We start from the raw sequence: 23,439 nt of genomic DNA on the forward strand, positions 1-23,439 counted from the left end.
CTCACTCCTCGCGCACGTGATTTTTCTGTTCGCAGGTTTGATCCACAGCCAAGTCCGGTTATCCACAGGGTATTTGGCGTTTCTGTGGACAACCGTCATACCGTTGGCGGCATTTGATCAACAGAGGTGGATTTGCGATGGTTTGAGGTGAGGGTGTCCAATGCCCTTGCTTGTACTTCTCGTTCGGTTGCGGCGGCGATGAACTCGGCGATGCTCTCGGCACCAACAAGGCTCTGCACAGCACGGATCGTGTCGGCAGGGAGGGCGACCGAATGGGCCTCCTCCGCATGTGAGGCGATCGGGCCCTCCGACAGGTGCCGGTGGAGGTGCCGAGTGGCGAACAGCTTCATGGCACGCGCCAGTTCGGCGTCGACCGACTGCTGCGCGAGCGGCCGCAGTCTGCGGACGAGCGAGGCCGCCTCGGCCGCTTCCGCGTCCGTCGGGGGCAACGGGCCGAGGTAGCGCGCGAAGACATGCTCGGTCGTGAACTCCAGGAAACGGGTAGCGATGTGCTCGATCTGCCCCCTCAACTCCCTCAGATGAGCGGATATCGCGGGCAGCGGGACGCCGGACGCGTGCAACTCGGCTGCCACGGACAGTTCTTGAGGGCTCGGCACCAGGAACTCGTCCTCGTGCCCCGGGATCTGCTCCAGGATCCCGAGCGCCACCGCGTCGGCGACGGCCGCCTCGTCCTCGCTGCCTCCGAATCGTGCCGCGAGATCGGCGCGCGAGATCCGGTCGGCCTTCTCGTCGGTCCACGGCCCGTCCACCTCCGCGACCAGGCCGAGCACACCACCGAGCCCGCGCCCCGCGTCCCACGCCTCGAGCAGCTCCTTGATCGAGGCCAGGGTGTACCCGCGGTCGAGAAGGTCGGCGATCTGCCGCAGCCGGGCCAGATGCGTGTCCCCGTACACATTGGCCCTGCCGCGCCGCTCGGGGCGGGGGAGCAACCCGCGGTCCTGGTAGGCGCGGATGGTGCGGACCGTGGCGCCACTGCGGTGCGCCAGGTCCTCGATCCGGTACTCGGCCACAGCTTGTTCCGTCACGCTTCACATCCCTCTGCCGTGCCTGTGGCCGCCGCGCCTGTGGGAAGGCGGCGCCGACCCGGGTCCGGACGTCGACCGCGTTGCGGGCCGGACGAAAGTTCCTAGGACAGAGCGGTCCGGCCGATCGCACCCGCCGCCGTCCTGGCCGCGGGCGACTGCGCCAGATACTCGACGGCCTTGCGCAGCGACCCCTCCTGCGAGGGATGGTACGACCGCCGCAGATAGCGGGGTATCGCCGCACCCAGCTCCCGCCAGCTGGGCAGCAGTCCCTTGCGCACCGCCCTGTTGTGTTCCGCGGGCGAGTAGCGCGTCCGTCCGGCGAGCTGAGGGTCGTGACGTATGAGATACGCCGCGCCCCAGGCCCACAGGTACAGCATCACGGGAGCGGTGACGGCCATGCCCGCGAGCCGGCGGGCATAGCGGGGCGGGCCCTCGCCGCCGCAGTGCTGGTACATGTCGAACGCGATCGCGTGGTGCTCGACCTCCTCCGCGCCGTGCCGGCGCAGCAGGTCGAGCATGACCTCGTCCGTGCCCGCCGCGTCGAGCCCTTCGGCGTGCAGCACCCAGTTCCCCAGGACCGCGGTGAACTGCTCGATCGCCGCGACGACGGAGAGACGGAAGCGCAGCCACTCCCGGGTGGAGACCGGGGCGCCCAGCGGTGGCCGCTCGCCGAGGAGCCTCTCGAAGAGGAAGTCGACGTACTTCGTGAAGTCCCCGGTGTCGAGCCGCTGCGCGGCCAGATGGTCGAGCACGTACGCGTGCTGCACGCTGTGCGTGGCCTCCTGCCCCATGAACCCCTTGACGTCCCCCAGCAGTTCGGGATCGTCGACGAGCGGAAGGCCCTCCTTGAAGACCTTCACGAACCTCCGCTCCCCCGCCGGGAGCAGCAGGTGCAGCACGTTGATGACGTGGGTCGCCGTGGGCTCGTCCGGTATCCAGTGCAGCGGCGTCGTCTCCCAGTCGAAGGAGACGCGGCGCGGGGCGATCGCGTGGTGCCCGGTGAGCTCCGTGTGTCCGGTGGGCCCGGTGCTCTCCTGGGTGCTCACAACGGCGGCTCCAACCGTGCGACGGCGCGCAGGGCCTTGGGCGTGAAGCGGGACATGAGGTGGGCGCCGCGGGCCTCCGGTGTGACCGGGACGACCGCCTGATTGCGCACGACGGCGGTCAGGATCGCGTCGGCGACCTTCTCCGGCGGGTAGTTGCGCAGGCCGTACAGGCGAGAGGACTTCTTCTGGCGGCGCTTCTCCTCCTCGGCGTCGACCCCGGCGAAGCGGGCTGTCGCCGTGATGTTGGTGTTCACGAGGCCGGGACAGATCGCGGAGACACCGATCCCCTGGCCCGCCAGCTCGGCGCGCAGGCACTCGCTGAGCATCAGGACGGCCGCCTTGGACGTGCTGTAAGCGGGCAGTGCCTTGGAGGGCTGGAATGCCGCGGCGGACGCCGTGTTCACGATGTGGCCGCCCTGTCCGCGCTCGGCCATCTGCTTGCCGAACAGGCGGCAGCCGTGGATGACGCCCCACAGATTGACGTCGAGGACCTTCTTCCAGTCCTCCGGCGTGGTGTCGAAGAACGACCCGGACAGGCCGATGCCCGCGTTGTTCACCAGCACGTCGACGATTCCGTACTCGGCGGCGACCTTCTCGGCGAGCTTCTCCATGGCCTGCTCGTCGGCGACGTCGACGGTCTCGGCCCACGCCTGGGGAGCGCCGATGAGCTGGGCCATCTCGGCGGTGCGGGTCGCGCTCTCCGTGTCCCGGTCGACGGCCACCACGCGCGCGCCGGCCTCGGCGAACGCGAAGGCGGTGGCCCGTCCGATGCCGCTGCCCGCGCCGGTGACCAGCACGAGCTGGCCGCCGAAGCGCTCGGCGTGCTTGCCCGTGGCCTTCGTGCGCCGCGCGGGCGCGCCCGTCTCCCGCTCCTCGTTCGCCAGGACGAATTCGGTGATCCACGCGGACAGTTGATCCGGGCGGGTGCGCGGCACCCAGTGCTTGGCCGGCAGCGTGCGACGGACCAGTCCCGGTGCCCACAGCTCCAGTTCGTCATAGAGCCGCTCGGACAGGAAGATGTCGCCGAGGGGCAGGACGAGCTGCACCGGCACGTGCGCGTACGCGTCAGCGCGTGGCCTGCTCAGCCGCGCCCGTACGTTGTCCCGGTAGAGCCAGGCGCCGTGTGCGGCGTCCGAGGGCAGGGACGGTGTCGGGTAGTCACCCGCCGGCACCTTCTCCATGCGTTCGAGGATCTTCGGCCAGCGCTTGCCGAGCGGCCCGCGCCAGGCGAGCTCGGGCAGCACGGGCGTGTGCAGCATGTACACGTACCAGGACTTGGCGCCCTGGCCGAGCAGCTGGCCCACTCTCCGGGGCGTCGGCCGCGCCATGCGCTTCTTGATCCAGTGCCCGAAGTGGTCGAGCGACGGGCCCGACATCGAGGTGAAGGACGCGATCCTGCCCTCGGTGCGCTGCACCGTGGCGAACTCCCAGGACTGCACCGAGCCCCAGTCGTGGCCGACCAGATGGACCGGCTCGTCCGGGCTGACCGCGTCGGCGACCGCGAGGAAGTCGTCCGTCAGTTTCTCCAGGGTGAATCCGCCGCGCAGCGGCGTCGGCGCCGTCGACCTGCCGTGCCCCCGCACGTCGTACAGGACCACATGGAAGCGGTCGGCGAGCCGCTCGGCGACCTCCGACCACACCTCCTTGGAGTCCGGGTAGCCGTGCACGAGCACCACCGTGGGCCGGGTCGGGTCGCCCAGCTCGGCCACGCACAGCTCGATACCGCCCGTGCTCACCCAGCGCTCCCGCGCTCCGGCCAGCCCCTTGAGTTCCGCCATCAGATGCCCTCCGCCCAGCGCCGCACATGCGGCAGATCGTCGTCCAGCCAGAACGCGCTCTGCTCGGGGTCCTTGGAGTCGGTGACGACCAGGATCTCCTCGAACTTAGCGCCCGTACCCCGGAAGCCGAGGTGCGGCTCCACCGCCCACAGGCCCGGCTGCGGCGGATGGTCGGAGAACTTGTACGGCGACCACAGCGGGGACCAGCCGTCGCGGTGCCCATGGATCGCGTCGCTCGCGAGCCCTTTCAGGGACTGCGTGCCGAAGCCGAACAGCGTCGGGGAGATCCGGCGCTCCTCGACCCGGTCCACCTTGTGCGCGATCACCCCGAACGGGTACGCGCGATGCCGGTTCGCATAGCCCTGGCGGACCATGAGGCGGTCCACGTCCTCGTAGATCTCCCGCAGGGAACGGCGCTCACGGACCTCGCGCACGATCAGCTCGCGATGTGCCTCCAGGTCGGCGAGCAGCCTGTCCTGCAGGGGATTGAGGCCGAGCGAGCCCGAGTAGCCGATGTCCGCCGTGAACCCCTTGTAGACCGGGGCCATGTCGAGGATGAACGGCATCCCCGCCTCCAGCCTCCGGTTCGTCGGGAAGAACTGGAGCGGGATCCGGAAGCCGGCGAACGCCGTGCGGTCGCCGAACCAGGCGAACGGCAGATGGAACCAGTCGCGCACCCCGCGCTCGCGCAGCCACTCCCGCTGCATCCGGGCGGCCTCGCGCTCCGTGACGCCCGGCTTGAGCTGCGCCGCGACCGCCTCCGCGCACTCGTACGCGAGGGACTGGACTTCTCTGAACCCCCGCAACTCCGCGGAGAGTTCACGTACCACTGCTGGGGTCATGCCACCGTCCGTCCGTGTCCGGTCCGTTGCCGTACGCGCTCGTAACTTGACACTGATGAATGTGACAATGGTTGGCGGCTGCGTCAAGGGGTGTGCACGGGCACCTGTGGAAAACTCCGGGAGGTCACGGGGAGCGACTCAGGGAGGAACCCCTAGGGACCCGTAGTACTCGAGTCTGAGACAGGGACAAGCCCCTGGTCTGACGATCCGTGTGGTCTGCGCCACTACCTTCGAGGTGTGACTGTGATCGCGACCGAAAGCCTGAGCAAGCGGTTCCCCCGGGTGACCGCGCTTGACCGGCTCTCCATGGACATCGGGCCCGGTGTGACGGGACTCGTCGGAGCCAATGGAGCCGGCAAGTCCACACTGATCAAGATCCTTCTGGGTCTGTCCCCCGCCACGGAGGGCCGCGCCGCCGTGCTCGGCCTCGACGTGGCCACCGAAGGCGCCGCCATCCGCGAACGCGTCGGCTACATGCCGGAACACGACTGCCTGCCGCCCGACGTCTCGGCCACCGAGTTCGTCGTCCACATGGCGCGCATGTCGGGCCTGCCGCCCACCGCGGCCCGCGAGCGCACCGCCGACACCCTCCGCCACGTCGGCCTCTACGAAGAGCGCTACCGCCCCATCGGCGGCTACTCGACGGGCATGAAGCAGCGCGTGAAGCTCGCGCAGGCTCTTGTCCACGACCCGCAGCTCGTCTTCCTCGACGAACCGACGAACGGTCTCGACCCGGTAGGCCGCGACGACATGCTCGACCTGATCCGTCGCGTCCACACCGACTTCGGCATCTCGGTCCTCGTCACCTCGCACCTCCTGGGCGAACTCGAGCGCACCTGTGACCACGTCGTCGTGGTCGACGGCGGAAAGCTCCTTCGCTCCAGTTCCACCACGGACTTCACCCAGACCACGACGACTCTGGCGATCGAGGTCACCGACTCCGACGAACACCCGGACGGCACGCGCGCGTTGCGCGAGGCCTTCGCCCTGCGCGGCATCGAGACCGCGACCGGCGGAGAGCTGCCCGGCGCCGGACACACGGTGCTGATCACCACCCAGAGCGACGACACCTACGACCTCGTGCGGGACATCGTCGCCGAGCTCGGCCTCGGGCTGATCCGGATGGAACAGCGCAGGCACCACATCGCGGAAGTCTTCCGCTCAGAGACGGACAACGAGCGGAAGGAGGCGGTCACCCATGGCGGTTGAGCAGTCCCTCACCCCCGCCGGTGAGCAGACCCGCATCCACAACATCGGCTACCGCCACTACGACGGCCCGCGCCTCGGCCGCGCCTACGCCCGCCGCTCGCTCTTCTCCCAGAGCCTGCGCGGCGCCTACGGCCTCGGCCGGTCGGCCAAGTCCAAAGTGCTGCCGATGCTGCTCTTCGTCGTGATGTGCGTCCCCGCGCTGATCATGGTCGCGGTGGCCGTCACCACCAAGATGAAGGACCTGCCGGTCGACTACACGCGCTACGCGATCCTCCTGCAGGCCGTCATCGGTCTCTATCTCGCCTCCCAGGCACCTCAGTCCGTCTCGCGCGACCTGCGCTTCAAGACGGTCCCCCTGTACTTCTCCCGCCCCATCGAGCGCGGTGACTACGTCCTGGCGAAGTTCGCGGCCATGACCTCCGCCCTCTTCGCCCTCACGGCGGCACCGCTGATCGTGCTCTACGTGGGCGCGCTGCTCGCCAAGCTCGACTTCGCCGAACAGACCAAGGGATTCGCCCAGGGACTGGTCTCCGTGGCCCTGCTCTCACTGCTCTTCGCCGGCATCGGCCTTGTCGTCTCGGCGGTCACCCCCCGCCGCGGCTTCGGCATCGCAGCCGTCATCGCCGTCATGACCATCTCCTACGGAGCGGTCTCCACCGTCCAGGCCATCGCCGACTCGCAGGACAACGGCGGCGCGATCACGTGGCTCGGCCTCTTCTCACCGGTCACCCTCATCGACGGCGTGCAGACCGCCTTCCTCGGCGCCACCTCCGCCTTCCCCGGCGGACACGGCCCCTCGACCGGCCAGGGCGTCGTCTATCTGCTCGTCGTGCTCGGACTCATCGCGGGCTGCTACGGCCTCCTGATGCGCCGCTACCGGAAGGTCGGACTGTGACCACGATCAACATCGACCACGTCTCGCGCTGGTTCGGCAACGTGGTGGCGGTCAACGACATCACGATGACGATCTCCCCCGGCGTCACCGGCCTCCTCGGCCCGAACGGCGCGGGAAAGTCGACCCTCATCAACATGATGGGCGGCTTCCTCGCCCCGTCGAACGGAACGGTCACCCTCGACGGGGAGCCGATCTGGCGCAACGAACAGGTCTACCGCCATATCGGCATCGTCCCCGAGCGCGAGGCGATGTACGACTTCCTCACCGGCCGCGAATTCGTCGTCGCCAACGCCGAGTTGCAGGGCCTCGGCACGCACGAGGCGCAGAAGGCACTCGCCACGGTCGAGATGGAGTACGCGCAGGACCGCAAGATCTCGACGTACTCCAAGGGCATGCGGCAGCGCGTGAAGATGGCGTCCGCCCTTGTCCACGAGCCGTCCGTGCTGCTGCTCGACGAGCCGTTCAACGGCATGGACCCGCGCCAGCGCATGCAGCTCATGGACCTCCTGCGCCGCATGGGCGCCGAGGGCCGCACGGTCCTCTTCTCGTCCCACATTCTCGAAGAGGTCGAGCAGCTCGCCTCCCACATCGAGGTGATCGTCGCCGGGCGCCACGCAGCCGGCGGTGACTTCCGCAAGATCCGCCGCCTGATGACCGACCGCCCGCACCGCTATCTCATCCGCTCCAGCGACGACCGCGCCCTCGCGGCCGCGCTGATCGCGGACCCTTCCACCGCGGGCATCGAGGTCGACCTCAAGGAGGGCGCGTTGCGCGTCCAGGCCGTCGACTTCGGCCGGTTCACCACCCTGCTGCCCCAGGTCGCCAAGGCCCACGGCATCAGACTGCTCACGGTCTCGCCGTCCGACGAGTCCCTCGAGTCCGTGTTCTCGTATCTGGTCGCGGCGTAGGAGGCCCTGATGTACGACCCCACTGTCGCCCGGCTCACCTACCGAGCCCTGCTCGGCCGCCGCCGGGCCCTCATCCTGTGTGCCCTGCCCATCCTGCTCATCGCCATCTCCGCGCTCGTGCGCGGCCTCACCGGAGCGGACGACCAGATCGCCGCCGACGTCCTGGGCGGGTTCGCGCTCGCCACGATGGTGCCGATCATCGGCGTCATCGCGGGCACGGGCGCGATCGGCCCCGAGATCGACGACGGCTCCGTCGTCTACCTCCTCGCGAAGCCGATCAAGCGCCCGACGATCATCTTCACCAAGCTGATCGTCGCCATCGCCGTGACGATGGTGTTCTCCGCGGTCCCCACGCTCGTCGCGGGCCTGATCCTGAACGGGAACGGGCAGCAGATCGCCGTCGCCTACACGATCGCGGCCCTTGTCGCCTCCATCGCGTACGCCGCGCTCTTCCTGCTCCTGGGCACGATCACGCGCCACGCGGTGGTCTTCGGCCTCGTCTACGCCCTGGTCTGGGAGGCGCTCTTCGGATCACTCGTGGCCGGTGCGCGCACCCTCAGCGTGCAGCAGTGGTCCCTGGCCGTGGCCCACAAGGTGGCGGGCGGCGACCTGATCACCTCGGACGTCGGCCTGCCCCTCGCCACTGTCCTGCTCGCCGGGGTCACCGTGCTCGCCACCTGGTACGCGGGCCAGAAGCTGCGCACGCTGAAGCTCGCCGGCGAGGAGTGACGGCTCTTGACAGCGGCTTCACCCTCCCATCAGGACACTGGTCGGGAGGGTGACCTGTTTTCCAGGAGAGCGATCTTCCAGGAGAGCGCACCGTTTCCAGGAAGGGGACCACCCGTTCCAGGAGGAGTGGAGATGGCCGCGGATCCGGAATACGAGCGGGACGAGACATGGGAGGACGTGACCTTCGACGAGGACTTCATACGGTCCGCCGAGACCACGGAGCCGTCCGCGCGGGCCCGCATGCTCGCCGCCCGCTGGCGGAACGAGTCCCCCGAGCCCCAGCCGTGGCGCTCCGACAAGCCTCCCGCGGGCTGGTTCTTCAGCCGCGCCCGACGCCGCAAGTGGCGCAGACGCTAGCCGCGTGCCGGTCCCGGTTTTATTCGGTGGCACCCAACTCCCAGTAAGGGCACAGTAGTTCTGTAACCGCGCCGCGCACGGCGCCCGCCTGCTGGGAGAGGAGCGAGACGTGTCGGTCAAGATTCCGTCGAGCTCCCGGCAGGGCAGCCCACGGCAGGCTCCGGAGTAGTTACTCACTCCGTACGAGCCGGCTCACGGGGAGGCTGCCCGGGGCGGCCGCTTCGAGCGCGCACCTTCCGGGTGCGCGGGCCGCCCACCCAGACTTTTCGATGCCGCCCCCGTCAGGGGGAGGCAGCCGCAGACGGCTGTGGCGACGGCAGGCCGTCAGCCCAGCAGGCGTTCCAGGACCACCGCGATGCCGTCGTCCGCGTTCGACGTCGTGACCTCGTCGGCGACGGCCTTGAGCTCCGCGTGGGCGTTGGCCATCGCCACGCCGTGCGCCGCCCAGCCGAACATCGGGATGTCGTTGGGCATGTCGCCGAAAGCGATCGTGTCGGCCGCCTTCGCGCCCAGCCGGCGCGCGGCGAGCGAGAGACCGGTCGCCTTGGACAGTCCGAGCGGCAGCAGTTCGACGATGCCCTCGCCGGCCATCGTGACGCCCACCAGATCACCGGCCACGGCCAGCGCCACGGCGGCCAGCTCGTCGTCGGTCATGCCGGGATGCTGCACGTACACCTTGTTCAGCGGCGCTTTCCAGAGCTCGGTGACATCCGTGAACGGGATGACCGGCAGGGGGCCTTCCTGCACCTGGTAGCCGGGCCCCACGATGACCTCGCCCTCGAGGCCGTCACGGCTCGCGGCCAGGGCCAGCGGCCCGGTCTCCGCCTCGATCTTGGAGAGTGCGAGACCGGCCAGCTGCCGGTCGAGCGTCACCGACGTCAGCAGCCGGTGCTCGCCGGCGTGATAGACCTGCGCCCCCTGCCCGCACACCGCGAGGCCCTCGTAGCCGAGGTCATCGAGGATGTGCCGGGTCCAGGGCACGGCCCGCCCGGTCACGATGATGTGGGCGGCGCCCGCCGCGGTGACCGCGGTGAGCGCCTCACGCGTCCGCTCGGAGACCGTGTCGTCGGGCCGCAGGAGCGTCCCGTCGAGATCGGTCGCGACGAGTTTGTACGGGAACGAGGGATCGAGCGGAGCGGGGTGGCTCACTTGTTGATCGGCTCCAGACTGCATTTACTTCGGTTCAAGATCTACTTCGGTTCAAGAGTGGCTCGTCCCCCCAGGTACGGACGCAGCACCTCGGGCACCCTCACGGAGCCGTCGGCCTGCTGGTGATTCTCCAGGATGGCCACGATGGTGCGCGGCACCGCGCACAGCGTGCCGTTCAGGGTCGACAGCGGCTGCACCTTCTTGCCGTCGCGCATCCGGATGGACAGGCGGCGGGCCTGGAAGCCGTCACAGTTCGACGCCGAGGTCAGCTCGCGGTACTTGCCCTGCGTCGGGATCCACGCCTCGCAGTCGAACTTGCGTGAGGCCGAGGACCCGAGGTCGCCCGTCGCCACATCGATGACCTGGAAGGGCAGCTCGAGGCCGGTCAGCCACTGCTTCTCCCACTCCAGAAGCCGCTTGTGCTCGGCCTCGGCGTCCTCGGGAGCGACGTACGAGAACATCTCGACCTTGTCGAACTGGTGCACCCGGAAGATGCCCCGGGTGTCCTTGCCGTACGTACCGGCCTCGCGGCGGAAGCACGGCGAGAAGCCGGCATAACGCAGCGGCAGCTTGTCCGCGTCGAGGATCTCGTCCATGTGGTACCCGGCGAGCGCGACCTCGGAGGTGCCGACCAGGTAGTAGTCGTCCTTCTCCAGGTGGTACACGTTCTCCGCGGCCTGGCCGAGGAAGCCCGTGCCCTCCATGGCGCGCGGGCGCACCAGGGCGGGCGTCAGCATCGGGATGAAGCCGGCCTCGGTGGCCTGCGCGATCGCCGCGTTCACCAGGGCGAGTTCGAGGAGCGCGCCGACGCCCGTCAGGTAGTAGAAGCGCGAGCCCGACACCTTGGCGCCGCGCTCGACGTCGATGGCGCCGAGCGCCTCGCCGAGCTCCAGGTGGTCCTTGGGCTCGAAGCCCTCGGCGCCGAAGTCGCGGATCGTGCCGTGCGTCTCGAGGACGACGAAGTCCTCCTCGCCGCCGACCGGGACGTCCGTGTGCACGATGTTGCCCAGCAGGAGGGCGAGGCGCTGGGTCTCCTCGTCGGCCTCGCGCTGCTCGGCCTCGGCGCTCTTGACGGCGGCGGAGAGCTCGCCGGTCTTCTTCAGGAGCTCCTGCCGCTCGTCGGCGGAGGCCTTGGGGATCAGCTTGCCGAGCGACTTCTGCTCGGAACGGAGCTCGTCGAAGCGGAGACCGGACGACCTGCGCCGCTCGTCGGCGGAGAGCAGGGCGTCGACGAGGGCGACGTCCTCTCCACGGGCGCGCTGGGAGGCGCGAACACGGTCGGGGTCCTCACGGAGCAGGCGAAGGTCAATCACCCCTCAAGGCTACCGGTGCGCGGTTCCACCGCACGAACCGATATCCCGTGCGTTACCTTATGACCGATATGCCGGAATGTGAATTCGGCAATGCGAGGCCAGTCGCGGTGAAGCGCGTGGCCGAAATGGATCTTCTCGGGACCGGTCGGACGCTGTGGACGCCGGTCAATGAAAAGGGTCCATTCCCCGAAATGGGGCAGACGCGGCACAGTCGCTTGACCAAATCCCCTTGTGCGCAGCGGGACTTGGAGGCGGGGTTGTCCACAGGAATGCGGCTCTCCGGGAAGTTATCCACAGGCTGTGCGAAAGATCTGTGGACACCGGAAGAGATCGTTCCGAAAGCCGCATGCGCGGCGAAGGATTCCCGATCCAAACCCATCTCACACGCACTTTCGAGTGGAAATGGTTCGCTCTATAGAGTTGATCAAAGGAAAAGAGTGGACGAGGGGTGACGTGCGCCCCTGTGGACGGACTTGAGGGCTGTAGGGCGATTTGTCGACCATGTAGCGAGATGGTGTCGACTTGTCCCCAGGTCGAGAAGCACACCTGTGGATAACTTCTGTGGATGGCGAAAATCTGCAGGTAGGACTGGTTCTCGGAACGTCGAAATCCGGCGCCCGAAGACGCCGGAAAGCCATCAGAGCCCGTATGCCCGAAGAGGCCGTGACCTGGAACCCGAAGGCGTCAGAAACGGCCGTCCTGGCAGCGCGCGAGCCAGTCCGACGCCGCCATGAAGTCACTGTCGGACGTCCCCGTCCGCGGAGTCCGGACGTCCGCCACGGTGACCCCGGCCCTCGGATACGAGCCCAGGAAGCGCACCTGCGGGCAGACCCGCTTGAGCCCCATCAGCGCCTCGCCCACGCGGCGGTCCGAGATGTGGCCCTCCGCGTCGATGGCGAAGCAGTAGTTCCCGATGCCTTCACCGGTCGGCCGGGACTGCAGCAGCATCAGGTTGACGCCACGCACCGCGAACTCCTGGAGCAGTTCGAGCAGCGCGCCCGGGTGGTCGTCGCGCTGCCAGATGACCACGGAGGTCTTGTCCGCACCGGTGGGCGCGGCGGGGCGGGCCGGCTTGCCGACGAGGACGAACCGCGTCTGCGCGTTCTCCGCGTCGTGGATCTCGGTGACCAGCGGCACCAAGCCGTAGCGCTCGGCCGCGAACTCGCCCGCGAACGCCGCGTCGTAGCGGCCCTCCTGCACCAGGCGCGCGCCGTCCGCGTTCGACGCCGCGGACTCCCACGTCACGTCCTCGTCGAGATTCGCCTTCATCCAGTTGCGGACCTGCGGCTGGGCCGCCGGGTGGGCCGTCACCGTCTTGATGTCCGACACCTGCGTACCGGGCCTGACCAGCAGCGCGAAGGTGATCGAGAGCAGCACCTCGCGGTAGATCATCAGCGGCTCACCGGCCACCAGTTCGTCGAGCGTGGTCGTGATGCCGCCCTCGACGGAGTTCTCGATCGGCACGAACGCGGCTTCGGCCTCGCCGTTGCGTACGGCGTCCAGTGCAGCGGGCACGGACACCATCGGGACGAGCTCCCGGGTGGCGGTCTCCGGGAGCGTGCGCAGAGCAACCTCGGTGAAGGTGCCCTGGGGACCGAGATACGCGTAGCTGGCTGACATATTGGTCACCCTAATGGGCCTCCAGCAACGCCTGCCCCACGTACTCGCCCTCGCCTGCCCCGCCGGGCACCGCGAACAGCCCGCTCGACTCGTGACGGATGAAGTCCGACAGGGCGTCTCCCCGGTCGAGCTTGCGCTGCACCGGGACGAAGCCGCGCAGGGGGTCCGCCTGCCAGCAGACGAAGAGCAGCCCGGCGTCCGGGACCCCGTCGTGGCCTATGCCGTCGTGGTACGAGAACGGGCGGCGGACCATCGCGGCGCCGCCGTTCTGGTCGGGCCGGGTGATGCGCGCGTGGGCGTTGATGGGGATGACGAGCTTGCCGTCGGCGCCGGTCTTCTCCAGGTCCGGCTCCGTGGTCTCGGTGCCGCCGGTCAGGGGCGCGCCGTCGGACTTCCTGCGCCCGATGACGTCGTCCTGTGCCTTCCCCGACAGCTTCTCCCAGTCGTCGAGCAGCATGCGGATGCGTCGTACGACGGCGTACGAGCCGCCGGCCATCCAGGCGGGGTCGTCCGAAGCGGGCACGAAGATCCGCTTGTCGAAGTCGGCGTCGGCCGGCTTCGGGTTGTTCGTGCCGTCGATCTGGCCCATGAGGTTGCGGGCGGTCATGGGGTGGGAGGTGGCGCCGGGCGAGCGGTTGAAGCCGTTCATCTGCCAGCGGACCCGGGCCGCTTCCCCCGCGTCCCGCTGGACCGCGCGCAGGGCGTGGAACGCGACCAGCGCGTCGTTCGCGCCGATCTGCACCCACAGGTCGCCGTTGCTGCGGGCCTTGTCGAGGTGGTCGGAGAAGAAGTCGGGCAGCGGGTCGAGAGCCGTCGGGCGCTGCTTCTCCAGCCCTGTACGGGAGAAGAAGCTGTGGCCGAAGCCGAAGGTGAGCGTCAGCGAGGAAGGGCCGGCGTCGCGGGCGACGTCGGTGTCGGAGTCGCCGAGCGTCTCGCCGGCCATCAGCCGCCGGGCGGTGGCCGACCAGCGGCGCATCAGGGCCGCCGCTTCCTTGCGTCCGGCGCCCGGCGCGAGATCGAAGGCGATCAAGTGCCCGCGGGACTGCATCGGGGTCGTGATGCCGGGCTGATGTTTCCCGTGAAACATCACGCGGTCCGCGCCGAGGGAGGTCAGCGACGCGGCGGCGTCGGGGGAGTTCGACGACGCGGTCGCGTACCCGGCGGCGCCGCCCACGGCGCCCAGGGCGAGGCCCGTCGCGCCCGCGGTGCCGAGGAGCCGTCGTCGGGAGATGCCGGAGTCGGTCCGGTTCTCGGAGTCAGCCATGGTGTGGTTCAGCCGATCTTCACGTTCTTGTTGACGGTCACTTGGTCGATATCGGACGTGCGCACGGTGACCGCGATCTTCCAGCCGCCCGCCACGGGGATCTGTACGCCGCTCGCGCTCCAGTGTCCGGTGGCGATGTGATCGGGAACGACCGGCAGAGGGCCGAGCTTCTTCGCGGCGAGAGTGAAGGAGACCTTCACCTCGGGGATGTCGAACGCCTTGCCGTTGGGGCGCTCCACGTAGACGTGCATGTCGTTGCTGCCGGTACGTCCGGGATCCATGTCCAGGAGGAGTGTGCCCTTGCCGTCCTGGCCGCCCGTGTCGAACGGCAGTTTCAGGGAGAGCGGCCCCGACCGCTGGGAGGCCGCCGCGGTGACGGCCTGGGCCTCCTCCTCGGTGCGGCCCGGCTCGGTGGAGGTGAGCACGGTCGTGACGACGAGCAGGACGACGGCCACACAGGCCTCGGTGAGTACGGAGCGACGCAGTCCGGAGCGGCCCGGGTCGGCGTCCCGTATGCGCTTGTCACGGGCGGTGGCGAGCGCGGCGCGCTGCCGGGCGAGCTGGGCGGACCGCTTGTCGTCGACATCGGAGCCGGAGCCGGATCCCGTATCGGCACCGGGGCCGGAGCCCGCATTGCCCCTGGCGTCCCCCGACGACGACCCCGACGACCCCTTCGACGCGCCACCCGTCGGTACCGTCACCGCCTCCTCCGAGCGCGTGTGCTCCTCGATCGCGGTGGTTGCGGCGGCCTCCGGGGCGGCGAGCCCCTCCGACAGGCGTCCCGTCCACTTCCGCGAGATCCAGGCGACGCCGACCAGGACGGCGACGAGCCCGATCTTGAGCAGGAGCAGTTGCCCGTAGCGGGTGCCGGTGAGCGCCGACCAGGAACCGACCTGACGCCAGGACTGGTAGAGGCCGGTCGCGGCCAGCGTGGAGACCGCGCAGAACGCCACCCGGGAGAATCGCCGGACGGCCGTGGCCTCGATCGAGGGCGCCCGGTACAGGGCGACGAGCAGCGTGGTGAGCCCGCCGAGCCAGGCCGCGACCGAGAGCAGGTGCAGTACGTCGACAGGCATGGCGAGTCCGGCCTGGATGCCTGTGGAGGCGTGCTCGGCCATCGCCCAGGTCGCGGCGAGACCGGCGGCGACGACCGCGCCGCCGATCGCGAGTCCGAAGGTGAGGTCCTTCTTCTCCTTGGGGTCGGTCCGCTTCTCGTACGCGCCGAAGAGCACGGCGATGAAGAGGGCGGCGGCGGCCAGCAGCAGGAGCCGTGACACCAGGGCCGCGCCCGACTTGGTCTGCAGGACCTGCCCGAGGAGGGTGAGGTCGAAGATGTCACCGACCGCGCCGGATCCCGTGTAGGAGCCGCGCATCAGGAGCATGGCGAGGGTCGCGCCGGTGAGGGTGATCCAGCCGCCCACCACGACCCGCTGCACGGGGCGGACGCCCGCTCCGCGCGGCCAGCAGGCGAGGACGAAGGCCGCGCCGCCGACGGTGAGGATGAAGCCCGCGTAGGAGAGGTACCGCCCGACGCCGTAGAGCCCGCCGACCACGCCGCCGCCCGCGGTCTGGTCGGGCAGGGCCGCCGTGGTCTTGGACGGGGCGCCGATGGAGAAGGTGAACGCCCCGGAGACGGGGTGGCTGTCGGCCGACACGACCTGGTAGGCGACGGTGAACGTGCCGTCGGGCAGCCCGGAGTGGAGGGGGACGCCGTAGGTCGTGCCGCCGAGGTCGGTCGTCTTCCCGGTGTCGACGCGCTTCCCGGCCGGGTCCAGGACCCGCACGGAGCCGTCGGACATCGCGACCTCCTCGGAGAAGGTCAGGGACACCCGGGTGGGGGCCTGCTCGACCACCGCGCCCTGCTTCGGGTCGCTCCCGGTCAGCGCGGCGTGCGCGGAGACGGGCGCGGCGCCGGCGAGGAGTGCGCCGGTGACGGCGAGGAGCAGCAGCAACAGGTGCCGGAAGCGGGGAGCGATGGTCTTCACGAACGGTCAGCCCCTCTCAGTACGACGTGTGCGACGTGTGCGACGACATCGACGACATCGACGAGTGCGCCGACTTCGCCGTCGGGTTGTAGGTGGCGGCCTTCACCGGGAAGGTCACCGTGACGGTGCCGGACTTGGCGAAGTGCAGCTTCACCGACACTTTGTCGCCCTCCTTGGGCGTCTGCTTGAGGTTTTCGAACATGAGGTGGTTGCCACCGCGTTCGAAGTCGAGCTCGCCGCCGGCCGGGACGGGGAAGGACTTCTGTTCCTTCATCACCCCGCCCTTGGTGCTGTGGAGGGTGACCTGCTGGGCGATGGCGCTGGTCACCGAGGTGAGCGTGTCGGCGCCACCGCTGTTGTGGACGACGAAGAAGCCGGCCGCCATGTCGCCGCCCGCGGGCGCCGGTATGAACGCCCCGCCGACCTTCACCGCGGGCTTGCCGGAGGACGCCGAGGCCGACGAGTCGCCGGAGCCGCAGGCCGTGAGGGCGAGTCCGGCCGCCAGCGCGGTGGCGCCGAGGGCGAGCGGTGTACGCCTCACGGCTGCTCCCCCTTGATGAGCTTGGGAAGGTCCTTGGTGTAGTCGTCGACGGTGGCGTCCTCGCCGTACAGGACGTACCCGGCGTCGGTCTTCGGCGAGAAGGCGATGACCTGCGTGCCGTGCATCGAGACGAGCTTGCCGTTCTTGTCCTTCTGCGTCGGCTCGATGGAGATGCCGAGGGTGCGGGCGCTGCCCTGGATGGTGGCGAAGTCGCCGGTCAGGCCGATGAAGTCGGGGTCCTGTGCCTTGAGCCACTTGCCGAGGACGGGCGCGGTGTCGCGGTCCGGGTCGGTGGTGACGAAGACGACTTGGAGCTTGTCCTGCTCGGCCTTGGGCAGCGCCTTCTTGGCGACGGCGATGTTGCTCATCGTCAGGGGGCACACGTCGGGGCAGTGGGTGTAGCCGAAGTAGATCAGCGTGGGCTTGCCCTTGGTCTGCTCGCGCAGGTCGAACTTCTTGCCGTGGGTGTCCGTGAGGACGAGGTCCGGCTTCTTGAAGGGCGAGTCGAGGACGGTCGCGGCCTTGTTCGAACCGGTCTCGGCGGAGACATCGGCGACGGGCTTGTTGCTGTCGTCGCCACTGCCGCAGGCGGAGAGGGTGAGCGACGCCGCGGCGATGAGCCCGGCGGCGAGCAGCGTCTTCTTGCGGAGGGCCTGGCGAGGAGCCGTGTGCGGGGTCTTACGGGGAGAGCGCATAGAGAAATGTCCCAGATGTGAGGCGGGCCGGTGTGCACCGGGGTCGGCCGGCGGCCGCGGAGGGCCGCCGCCTGCGCCGGCCCCGGTGCACACCCGCGGCTGGTTCAGCTGTTGGTACGACGGCGTCCCGCGAGCACACCGAAGGCCACGCCGGCGGCGCCGACGACGATGCCCGCGATGCCGAGGGCGCGTGCGGTGGTGTCGCTGCCGGAAGAGCCGTCGGAGGAGCTGTCGGACGAGGACGCGGCCGTGGCCGCCTTGTCGTCACCCGACTTGGCGCTGTCGTCGGCCGCGGCGCCGCCGTGGTGGTCCTCGGTCGCGGCCGAGAGCTCCAGGGTGGGCGCCGGGTTCTCCGGCTCCTCCTGGCCCTTGGCCTGCGGCTCGATCCAGCGCACGACTTCCTTGTTGTCGTACGTCTGGATCGCCTTGAAGACGAGCTCGTCCGTGTCCTCGGGCAGCTGCCCGATGGAGAGCGGGAACTTCTGGAAGAAGCCGGGCTGGATGCCCTTGTCCTTGCCCGAGCCGTCGGCGGTCCAGGTGACCTGGGAGACGGCCTGGTCGATCTTCTCGCCGTGCATCTCCAGCGGCTTGTCGAGCTTGGACTTGGTGACCTTGGCGGTCCAGCCGGGGATGGGCTCGGGCATGACCGAGGCCAGCGGGTGGTCGGTCGGGAAGTTGACCTCGACCTTGGTGGTCGCGGCGTCGTCGCGCTCGTTCGGCACCTTGAAGTTCACGACGGCGTATCCGCCCTTGGCGGCGACGCCCTCCGGCTGCACGCTCACGTGTGCGAAGGCGGGGACGGAGAGCACCAGGACGGCGGACGCGGCGCCGGCACCGACTACGGCGACGCGGGAAATCTTCTTCATGGCAGAGACCACTCCACTCGGGTTCAGCGGGATCAGGCGAACGGTGGGTGCGCGCACCGGGAGAGGGGCACGCGCGCGTGCCGCACGACACCCCTCCGCGCTGTGCGGGAACCCCTACAAGGGCCCGCGTGGAGTACGTGTGTCGTGTCAGGCAGCGAGACGGAACGCGTCGCCCGTGGGCGGGCCGCGCCTGATCACCGAGTGCTGAAGTGCCGTCGTGCGCAGGGGCAGTGGCGCGAGGAGCTCGATGGGCACCACGTGGGGCGCCGCTTCGGAAGCCCCGGGCAGACCCGCCCTGAGGGCGCGTACCAGAGCGAGAGCGGCGCGCAGGGAACGGACGAGCGCCCCCTGGGCGACTCCATGCGCCGAGTTCACCGAGAGGCGGACGAGGCGGCCGAGAGCGAGGTCCCCGTGGCGCAGCAGCCAGCCCGCGACGACCGCGGCGAGCAGGTGCCCGAGCAGCATCGGCAGGGACGGCAGCAGCGGCATGGAGGTGGCCGCTCCGGTGACGGCGTGGTGGTGCATGGCCGTTCCGGAACCGGGTTCGACGCCGGCGTCCGACAAGATCTTCTGTGCCTGCGCCGGGCTGATCGCCGCCATGCCCGTGCCGCACATGAGCCGGGCCGCGCGCTCCACGACCGAGGGTTCCTGGGCGGTCTGCGCCATCGTCATGGTGCCGTGCTGGCCCACTCCGAAGAGGGTGTGCAGACCGGTCTGGCCGACCGCGAGAGCGGCGGCGATGCCCGGCAGCGAGCGCTCGCGCCCGGCCAGCGGCGCCGCGACGGCGAACACCGCGAGGAACCCGACGCCCAGCGTCCACAGGGGGACGGTGGCACACGAGGCGAGCACATGTCCGGCCGCGGACAACGCGACGCAGACCGCGGTGAACACCGCGGCCCTCAGCAGCCGGACATCCGTTCCGGTGCGCGCCTCGCGCTGGTGGGGGGCAGACATGGCGGGCTCATCATCGCACTGGGCTTACCCGCCTCATACGGCAGGTCCGCAAGGTCCGGAATCTTCCGCCCCGCCCCCTTGCGGCCGACTCCGTACACCGCCGCCACCGGTGCGCGCGTCCGCCGTATGGGCGATATCACGCGAACCACGCGATTGCACGGGGGCCGTTGCGGCAATACGTATCGGTATGTCGAGCCGCGGCCTGGAGGCTGGAGCATGAGCATCTGGTGGTCTCTGCACCTGCGCCGCGAGGCTGCGAGCGTTCCGCTCGCCCGGCGCCTGCTGATCGACACCATGGAGACCGCGGGCGTCGACCCCGACATCTCGTACGACCTGTCCGTCGCGCTCACCGAGGCGTGTGCCAACGCCGTCGAGCACGGCGGCGATCCGGACCCCGACGATCCCGCGGGCGCCTACCGGGTCACGGCCTACCTCGAGGGCGAGACCTGCCGCATCGAGGTCGCCGACTCCGGTCCCGGCTTCCCGGCGCTGCGCGGCCGCGGCACCACCCTGCTCAAGCCCGCCCCCGACCACGCCGAGCACGGCCGCGGACTCTGCCTCATCCATGAGCTCGCGGACCACGTCCACTTCGTCAACAGGCCGGGCAGGGGCGGCGCGGTGGTCAGCTTCGACAAGGTGCTCAAGTGGCGCGAGAACGCGCCCCTCGTCTCCGCCTGACCCCCTCCGGACACGACAGCGGCCGGGCACCGTCCTGCCGTGCCCGGCCACTTCGCAAACGCTTCTCTACGCGCGCGTGGTTCAGCCCTTGAGCTGAGCCATCCACGCCTCGACCTCGTCCGAACGGCGCGGCAGACCGGCGGAGAGGTTCCGGTTGCCGTCCTCGGTCACGAGGATGTCGTCCTCGATCCGGACACCGATGCCGCGGTACTCCTCCGGCACGGTCAGGTCGTCCGCCTGGAAGTACAGACCGGGCTCGACGGTCAGGCACATGCCGGGCTCCAGCGTGCCGTCCACGTACGTCTCCGTGCGGGCGACCGCGCAGTCGTGGACGTCGAGGCCGAGCATGTGACCGGTGCCGTGCAGCGTCCAGCGGCGCTGGAGGCCGAGCTCCAGGACGCGCTCGACCGGGCCCTCGACGAGGCCCCACTCGACCAGCTTCTCGGCGAGCACGTGCTGCGCGGCGTCGTGGAAGTCGCGGTACTTGGCACCCGGCTTCACGGCCGCGATACCGGCCTCCTGAGCCTCGTACACGGCGTCGTAGATCTTCTTCTGGAGCTCGGTGTAGCGGCCGTTGACCGGCAGCGTGCGCGTGATGTCGGCGGTGTAGAGGCTGTGCGTCTCCACGCCCGCGTCCAGGAGGAGCAGGTCGCCGGAGCGGACCGGGCCGTCGTTGCGGACCCAGTGCAGGGTGCAGGCGTGCGGGCCGGAGGCGCAGATCGAGCCGTAGCCGATGTCGTTGCCCTCGACGCGGGCGCGCAGGAAGAACGTGCCCTCGATGTAGCGCTCGCTGGTGGCCTCGGCCTTGTCGAGGACCTTCACGACGTCCTCGAAGCCGCGGACCGTCGAGTCGACGGCCTTCTGCAGCTCGCCGACCTCGAAGGCGTCCTTCACGAGGCGGGCCTCGGAGAGGAAGACACGCAGCTCTTCGTCGTGCTCGCGGGTCACCTTGTCGGCGAGGGCGGCCTCGATGCCGGCGTCGTGGCCGCGCACCACGCGGACCGGGCCGGTGGCCTCGGCCAGCTTGCCGGCGAGCTCGCGCACGTCGGAGGCGGGGATGCCGTACACCTGCTCGGCCTCGGTGAGGGAGTGGCGACGGCCGACCCACAGCTCGCCCTGGCCGTCGAGCCAGAACTCGCCGTTCTCACGGTCGGAGCGCGGCAGCAGGTAGATCGTCGCGTTGTGCCCGGCGGCCGTCGGCTCGAGGACGAGGACGCCGTCCTCCGTCTGGTTGCCGGTCAGGTACGCGTACTCCGTCGAGGCGCGGAAGGCGTACTCGGTGTCGTTCGAGCGGGTCTTGAGATTGCCCGCGGGGACGACGATGCGCTCACCGGGGAAGCGCGCGGAGAGGGCGGCGCGGCGGGCGGCCGTCTCGGACGCCTGCGCGATCGGCTCGAGGCCGTGCAGCTCGGTGTCGGCCCAGCCGGACTTCATGCTCGCGGCGAGCTCGTCGGACACGCCCGGGTACAGGCCGTTCTTGCGCTGCTTGATCGGCTCGTCGCTCTCGGTCTGAGAGATCTCCGGGTTCTCCGGGGTGAGCTCCTCCGACACGTCTTCCTCCTAGATACGGCCCTGGGGAACGGCCAAGGGTGCGGCCTGGGTACAACGGTGGACCCCCTCCATCGTACGGTCGTACGGAAGGGGGCCCAGGGCCGGAAGACCTGTTACATCGGGGGGCTACGGGGCGTACCGCCCCGGTCACCGGAATCACTCGAAGCGCGCGGCGAGCAGCACGACGTCCTCGTCGCTGTCGGCGGCGTCGAGCCCGTCCGGCAGGACGGTGTGCAGGACGTGGTCGGCGATCGCGCCGGGGTCGTTGCGGATGGTGCGCGGGACACCGGCGGCCGCCGCGTGCAGGCGGGCGAAGGCGCGGTCCATCGGGTCACCGGTGCGGTGCAGCAGGCCGTCCGTGTACAGCAGCACGGTCTCGCCGGGCTCGGGGCTGAACTCGACGCTCGGCGCCTCCCAGCAGGCCAGCATGCCGAGCGGCGCGGACAGCGACGTCTCCACGAACTCGGTGCGTCTCTCGCCGATCACCAGCGGCGGGCTGTGCCCTGCCCCGGCCAGGACGATCTTGCGCAGGGCGGGCTCGCAGTACGCGAAGAGGGCGGTGGCGCTGCGCGCGGGCTCGGTCAGCCGGAGCAGGAGCTCCAGATCGGACAGGACGGCGACGGGGTCCTCGCCCTCCATCACCGCATACGCCCGCAGGCTGGCCCTGAGCCGGCCCATCGCGGCGACGGCACTCGCCCCGGAGCCGGTGACGGAGCCGACGGTGAGGCCGAGCGCGCCCTCGGGCAGCGGCAGCGCGTCGTACCAGTCGCCGCCGCCTCGCGGGCCGGTGCGGTGCCGGGCGGCGAGCTGGACGCCCGCGACCCGCGGGAGCCGCGGCGGCAGCAACTCCTCCGCGATGGTGCGGGACTTGGTGCGCGCCCGCTCCAGTTCGAGCAGGCGCGCGAGGTGTTCGGTGGCGTAGCGCGTGTACAGACCGACCAGGTGGCGCTGGCGTTCGACGGGCTCGGCGGGCTCGTCGTAGAGCCACACCGCGGCGCCGAGCCGACCCGCCGCCTCCGTCGCGAGGGGCAGCGCAAAGCTCGCCGCGTAGCCGAGCCGGGCGGCGACCTCGCGGTGCCGCGGGTCGAGCCCGTCCTCGGACAGCAGATCGGCGTGCACCTCGGGCTCGCCGGTCCCGTCCGTGCGGTCGAGGATCCTTCCGTACGAGGTCGCGCCGCGCGGCACCGTCTCGATGTGGCCGAGGTCGGCGCGGGCGAGGCCGAGCCCCACGGTGGTGTCGGGGCCCAGGCCGTCGGCGGGCTCCAGGACGACGAGTCCGCGGCGCGCGCCGACGAGTGCGGCACCGGCGCGGAGCACCTCGTGCAGGGCGTCGTCCATGACGGCCGTCCTGGCCAGGCGCTCGGTGAGTTCGTGCAGCGTGGTGAGGTCGGAGACCCAGCCGGCGAGCCGGTCCTGGATCAGCGCTCCGGGGGCTCCGGGGGCAGCGGGCGCTGGGGGCGCTCCGGGGGAGGAAGGGGGCGCGGGCGTGGGTGACGCGGGCGCGACAGTCTGTGCCGGTGGGGGAACCGTTGAATCGATTCCAGCCACTTTCGGAAAGTGCGGGGTTGTCATGGTGTCCGGCTTTCCGACCGGTGCGTATTGCTCAATAGCATCGCAAACCCCCATGTGATTCTGCGCCGCCAGCAGTGCCTCCACATCTACACGCACTGATGAGGGGATGTCCAGCATTGTCCTGCTGGGATTCCTGGTGTCCAGGAGGCCTGTGCGGCATTAGTGATCTCTGATCGAACTTGGCCAAAAAGTGCCGCGGGTAAGGGCATATTGCGGTCGACTGGCATTGTTCGACAGAGCGTCACAGCGGTCGTGATGGGTACGTACTCGGAGAAGGCCAGGGGCAGTTGGGATCGACCCGGAACCTGGCGACGGACCCGGGCGTCTTAACCACCGACGACCGTGCCCCATCCTCCCGTGGCGGAGACGGCGAGTAACACGCGCGACGGTAAACGCCAGGCGCCGCCACCCCACGCCAGGCTTTTCAAGTGCGCGGCCGGC

At 69.9% G+C, this 23,439-nt stretch carries 21 protein-coding genes; 6 read left to right on the forward strand and 15 right to left on the reverse strand.

Features of this window, described 5'->3' with window-relative positions:
• Nucleotides 1–95: 95 nt before the first annotated feature.
• From OHO83_RS23730 to OHO83_RS23745, 4 genes are all read right to left on the reverse strand, one after another.
• Entirely contained in the window at nucleotides 96–1,046 is a 951-nt protein-coding gene (locus OHO83_RS23730; RefSeq protein WP_266672263.1) for a MerR family transcriptional regulator, read from the reverse strand.
• 101 nt (nucleotides 1,047–1,147) lie between these two features.
• On the reverse strand, nucleotides 1,148–2,092 hold the full coding sequence (locus OHO83_RS23735) for a metal-dependent hydrolase (protein ID WP_266672261.1): 945 nt from the start codon (nucleotides 2,090–2,092) through the stop codon (nucleotides 1,148–1,150).
• Nucleotides 2,089–3,870 carry an SDR family oxidoreductase gene (locus OHO83_RS23740; protein ID WP_266672259.1) on the reverse strand — a complete coding sequence of 594 codons (1,782 nt, stop codon included), beginning with the start codon at nucleotides 3,868–3,870 and terminating at the stop codon, nucleotides 2,089–2,091. The genes OHO83_RS23735 and OHO83_RS23740 overlap by 4 nt, the downstream gene beginning before the upstream one ends.
• Entirely contained in the window at nucleotides 3,870–4,712 is an 843-nt protein-coding gene (locus OHO83_RS23745; protein WP_266672257.1) for a M24 family metallopeptidase, read from the reverse strand. Before OHO83_RS23745 ends, OHO83_RS23740 begins: the two co-directional genes overlap by 1 nt.
• Nucleotides 4,713–4,955: 243 nt before the next feature.
• Between OHO83_RS23745 and OHO83_RS23750 the strand changes: the two genes are divergently transcribed.
• The 5 genes from OHO83_RS23750 (at nucleotide 4,956) to OHO83_RS23770 (ending at nucleotide 8,810) form a co-directional block, all read left to right on the forward strand.
• Nucleotides 4,956–5,921, forward strand: coding sequence for an ABC transporter ATP-binding protein (locus OHO83_RS23750; RefSeq protein ID WP_100597170.1), 966 nt, complete (start codon nucleotides 4,956–4,958; stop codon nucleotides 5,919–5,921).
• Entirely contained in the window at nucleotides 5,911–6,816 is a 906-nt protein-coding gene (locus OHO83_RS23755) for an ABC transporter permease (RefSeq protein WP_100597169.1), read from the forward strand. The genes OHO83_RS23750 and OHO83_RS23755 overlap by 11 nt, the downstream gene beginning before the upstream one ends.
• The gene (locus OHO83_RS23760) at nucleotides 6,813–7,724 is read left to right on the forward strand and encodes an ABC transporter ATP-binding protein (protein WP_100597168.1); all 912 of its coding nucleotides are present in this window, start codon (nucleotides 6,813–6,815) and stop codon (nucleotides 7,722–7,724) included. The genes OHO83_RS23755 and OHO83_RS23760 overlap by 4 nt, the downstream gene beginning before the upstream one ends.
• Nucleotides 7,725–7,733: 9 nt before the next feature.
• Nucleotides 7,734–8,453 (forward strand): ABC transporter permease, encoded by a 720-nt coding sequence (locus OHO83_RS23765; RefSeq protein ID WP_266672254.1) that lies wholly within the window; start codon nucleotides 7,734–7,736, stop codon nucleotides 8,451–8,453.
• Nucleotides 8,454–8,585: 132 nt separating this feature from the next.
• On the forward strand, nucleotides 8,586–8,810 hold the full coding sequence (locus OHO83_RS23770; RefSeq protein WP_116512137.1) for an SGM_3592 family protein: 225 nt from the start codon (nucleotides 8,586–8,588) through the stop codon (nucleotides 8,808–8,810).
• A gap of 324 nt (nucleotides 8,811–9,134) precedes the next feature.
• On the opposite strand, the gene OHO83_RS23775 is transcribed toward OHO83_RS23770, so the two are convergent.
• The 9 genes from OHO83_RS23775 to OHO83_RS23815 form a co-directional block, all read right to left on the reverse strand.
• Nucleotides 9,135–9,959: an HAD family hydrolase gene (locus OHO83_RS23775; protein ID WP_329434609.1), complete on the reverse strand. Its 825-nt coding sequence runs from the start codon at nucleotides 9,957–9,959 to the stop codon at nucleotides 9,135–9,137.
• 41 nt (nucleotides 9,960–10,000) lie between these two features.
• Nucleotides 10,001–11,272 (reverse strand): serine--tRNA ligase, encoded by a 1,272-nt coding sequence (gene serS, locus OHO83_RS23780; protein ID WP_266672249.1) that lies wholly within the window; start codon nucleotides 11,270–11,272, stop codon nucleotides 10,001–10,003.
• Nucleotides 11,273–11,956: 684 nt separating this feature from the next.
• Nucleotides 11,957–12,892: a prephenate dehydratase gene (gene pheA / locus OHO83_RS23785; RefSeq protein WP_266672247.1), complete on the reverse strand. Its 936-nt coding sequence runs from the start codon at nucleotides 12,890–12,892 to the stop codon at nucleotides 11,957–11,959.
• 10 nt (nucleotides 12,893–12,902) lie between these two features.
• Entirely contained in the window at nucleotides 12,903–14,156 is a 1,254-nt protein-coding gene (gene efeB / locus OHO83_RS23790) for an iron uptake transporter deferrochelatase/peroxidase subunit (protein ID WP_266672245.1), read from the reverse strand.
• An 8-nt stretch (nucleotides 14,157–14,164) separates the two neighbouring features.
• Nucleotides 14,165–16,141, reverse strand: a complete 1,977-nt coding sequence (locus tag OHO83_RS23795) for a copper resistance CopC/CopD family protein (RefSeq protein ID WP_266672243.1) — start codon at nucleotides 16,139–16,141, stop codon at nucleotides 14,165–14,167.
• A gap of 16 nt (nucleotides 16,142–16,157) precedes the next feature.
• Entirely contained in the window at nucleotides 16,158–16,682 is a 525-nt protein-coding gene (locus tag OHO83_RS23800) for a copper chaperone PCu(A)C (protein ID WP_266672241.1), read from the reverse strand.
• Complete coding sequence (locus tag OHO83_RS23805; protein WP_266672239.1) at nucleotides 16,679–17,377, reverse strand: SCO family protein; 699 nt, start codon at nucleotides 17,375–17,377, stop codon at nucleotides 16,679–16,681. The genes OHO83_RS23800 and OHO83_RS23805 overlap by 4 nt, the downstream gene beginning before the upstream one ends.
• A 104-nt stretch (nucleotides 17,378–17,481) precedes the next feature.
• On the reverse strand, nucleotides 17,482–18,243 hold the full coding sequence (locus OHO83_RS23810; protein ID WP_266672237.1) for a YcnI family copper-binding membrane protein: 762 nt from the start codon (nucleotides 18,241–18,243) through the stop codon (nucleotides 17,482–17,484).
• A 147-nt stretch (nucleotides 18,244–18,390) separates the two neighbouring features.
• The gene (locus tag OHO83_RS23815) at nucleotides 18,391–19,197 is read right to left on the reverse strand and encodes a hypothetical protein (protein WP_266672235.1); all 807 of its coding nucleotides are present in this window, start codon (nucleotides 19,195–19,197) and stop codon (nucleotides 18,391–18,393) included.
• 216 nt (nucleotides 19,198–19,413) lie between these two features.
• Between OHO83_RS23815 and OHO83_RS23820 the strand changes: the two genes are divergently transcribed.
• Nucleotides 19,414–19,875 (forward strand): ATP-binding protein, encoded by a 462-nt coding sequence (locus tag OHO83_RS23820; protein ID WP_266672233.1) that lies wholly within the window; start codon nucleotides 19,414–19,416, stop codon nucleotides 19,873–19,875.
• 81 nt (nucleotides 19,876–19,956) lie between these two features.
• On the opposite strand, the gene OHO83_RS23825 is transcribed toward OHO83_RS23820, so the two are convergent.
• Nucleotides 19,957–21,426, reverse strand: coding sequence for an aminopeptidase P family protein (locus OHO83_RS23825; RefSeq protein WP_266672231.1), 1,470 nt, complete (start codon nucleotides 21,424–21,426; stop codon nucleotides 19,957–19,959).
• Between the two features lie 156 nt (nucleotides 21,427–21,582).
• Nucleotides 21,583–23,115, reverse strand: a complete 1,533-nt coding sequence (locus tag OHO83_RS23830; protein ID WP_266672229.1) for a PP2C family protein-serine/threonine phosphatase — start codon at nucleotides 23,113–23,115, stop codon at nucleotides 21,583–21,585.
• Nucleotides 23,116–23,439 lie beyond the last annotated feature (324 nt).

The sequence above is a fragment of the Streptomyces sp. NBC_00569 genome (assembly GCF_036345255.1).
In the GTDB taxonomy this organism is placed as follows: domain Bacteria; phylum Actinomycetota; class Actinomycetes; order Streptomycetales; family Streptomycetaceae; genus Streptomyces.

What these genes read in the sequence shown, in the direction of transcription:
- OHO83_RS23745 (WP_266672257.1), bottom strand. Translation starts at nt 4,712, where the DNA reads ATGACCCCAGCAGTGGTACGTGAACTCTCCGCGGAGTTGCGGGGGTTC.
- OHO83_RS23765 (WP_266672254.1), top strand. Translation starts at nt 7,734, where the DNA reads ATGTACGACCCCACTGTCGCCCGGCTCACCTACCGAGCCCTGCTCGGC.
- pheA (WP_266672247.1), bottom strand. Translation starts at nt 12,892, where the DNA reads ATGTCAGCCAGCTACGCGTATCTCGGTCCCCAGGGCACCTTCACCGAG.
- OHO83_RS23815 (WP_266672235.1), bottom strand. Translation starts at nt 19,197, where the DNA reads ATGTCTGCCCCCCACCAGCGCGAGGCGCGCACCGGAACGGATGTCCGG.
- OHO83_RS23770 (WP_116512137.1), top strand. Translation starts at nt 8,586, where the DNA reads ATGGCCGCGGATCCGGAATACGAGCGGGACGAGACATGGGAGGACGTG.
- efeB (WP_266672245.1), bottom strand. Translation starts at nt 14,156, where the DNA reads ATGGCTGACTCCGAGAACCGGACCGACTCCGGCATCTCCCGACGACGG.
- OHO83_RS23755 (WP_100597169.1), top strand. Translation starts at nt 5,911, where the DNA reads ATGGCGGTTGAGCAGTCCCTCACCCCCGCCGGTGAGCAGACCCGCATC.
- OHO83_RS23805 (WP_266672239.1), bottom strand. Translation starts at nt 17,377, where the DNA reads ATGCGCTCTCCCCGTAAGACCCCGCACACGGCTCCTCGCCAGGCCCTC.
- OHO83_RS23830 (WP_266672229.1), bottom strand. Translation starts at nt 23,115, where the DNA reads ATGCTGGACATCCCCTCATCAGTGCGTGTAGATGTGGAGGCACTGCTG.
- OHO83_RS23810 (WP_266672237.1), bottom strand. Translation starts at nt 18,243, where the DNA reads ATGAAGAAGATTTCCCGCGTCGCCGTAGTCGGTGCCGGCGCCGCGTCC.
- OHO83_RS23740 (WP_266672259.1), bottom strand. Translation starts at nt 3,870, where the DNA reads ATGGCGGAACTCAAGGGGCTGGCCGGAGCGCGGGAGCGCTGGGTGAGC.
- OHO83_RS23820 (WP_266672233.1), top strand. Translation starts at nt 19,414, where the DNA reads ATGAGCATCTGGTGGTCTCTGCACCTGCGCCGCGAGGCTGCGAGCGTT.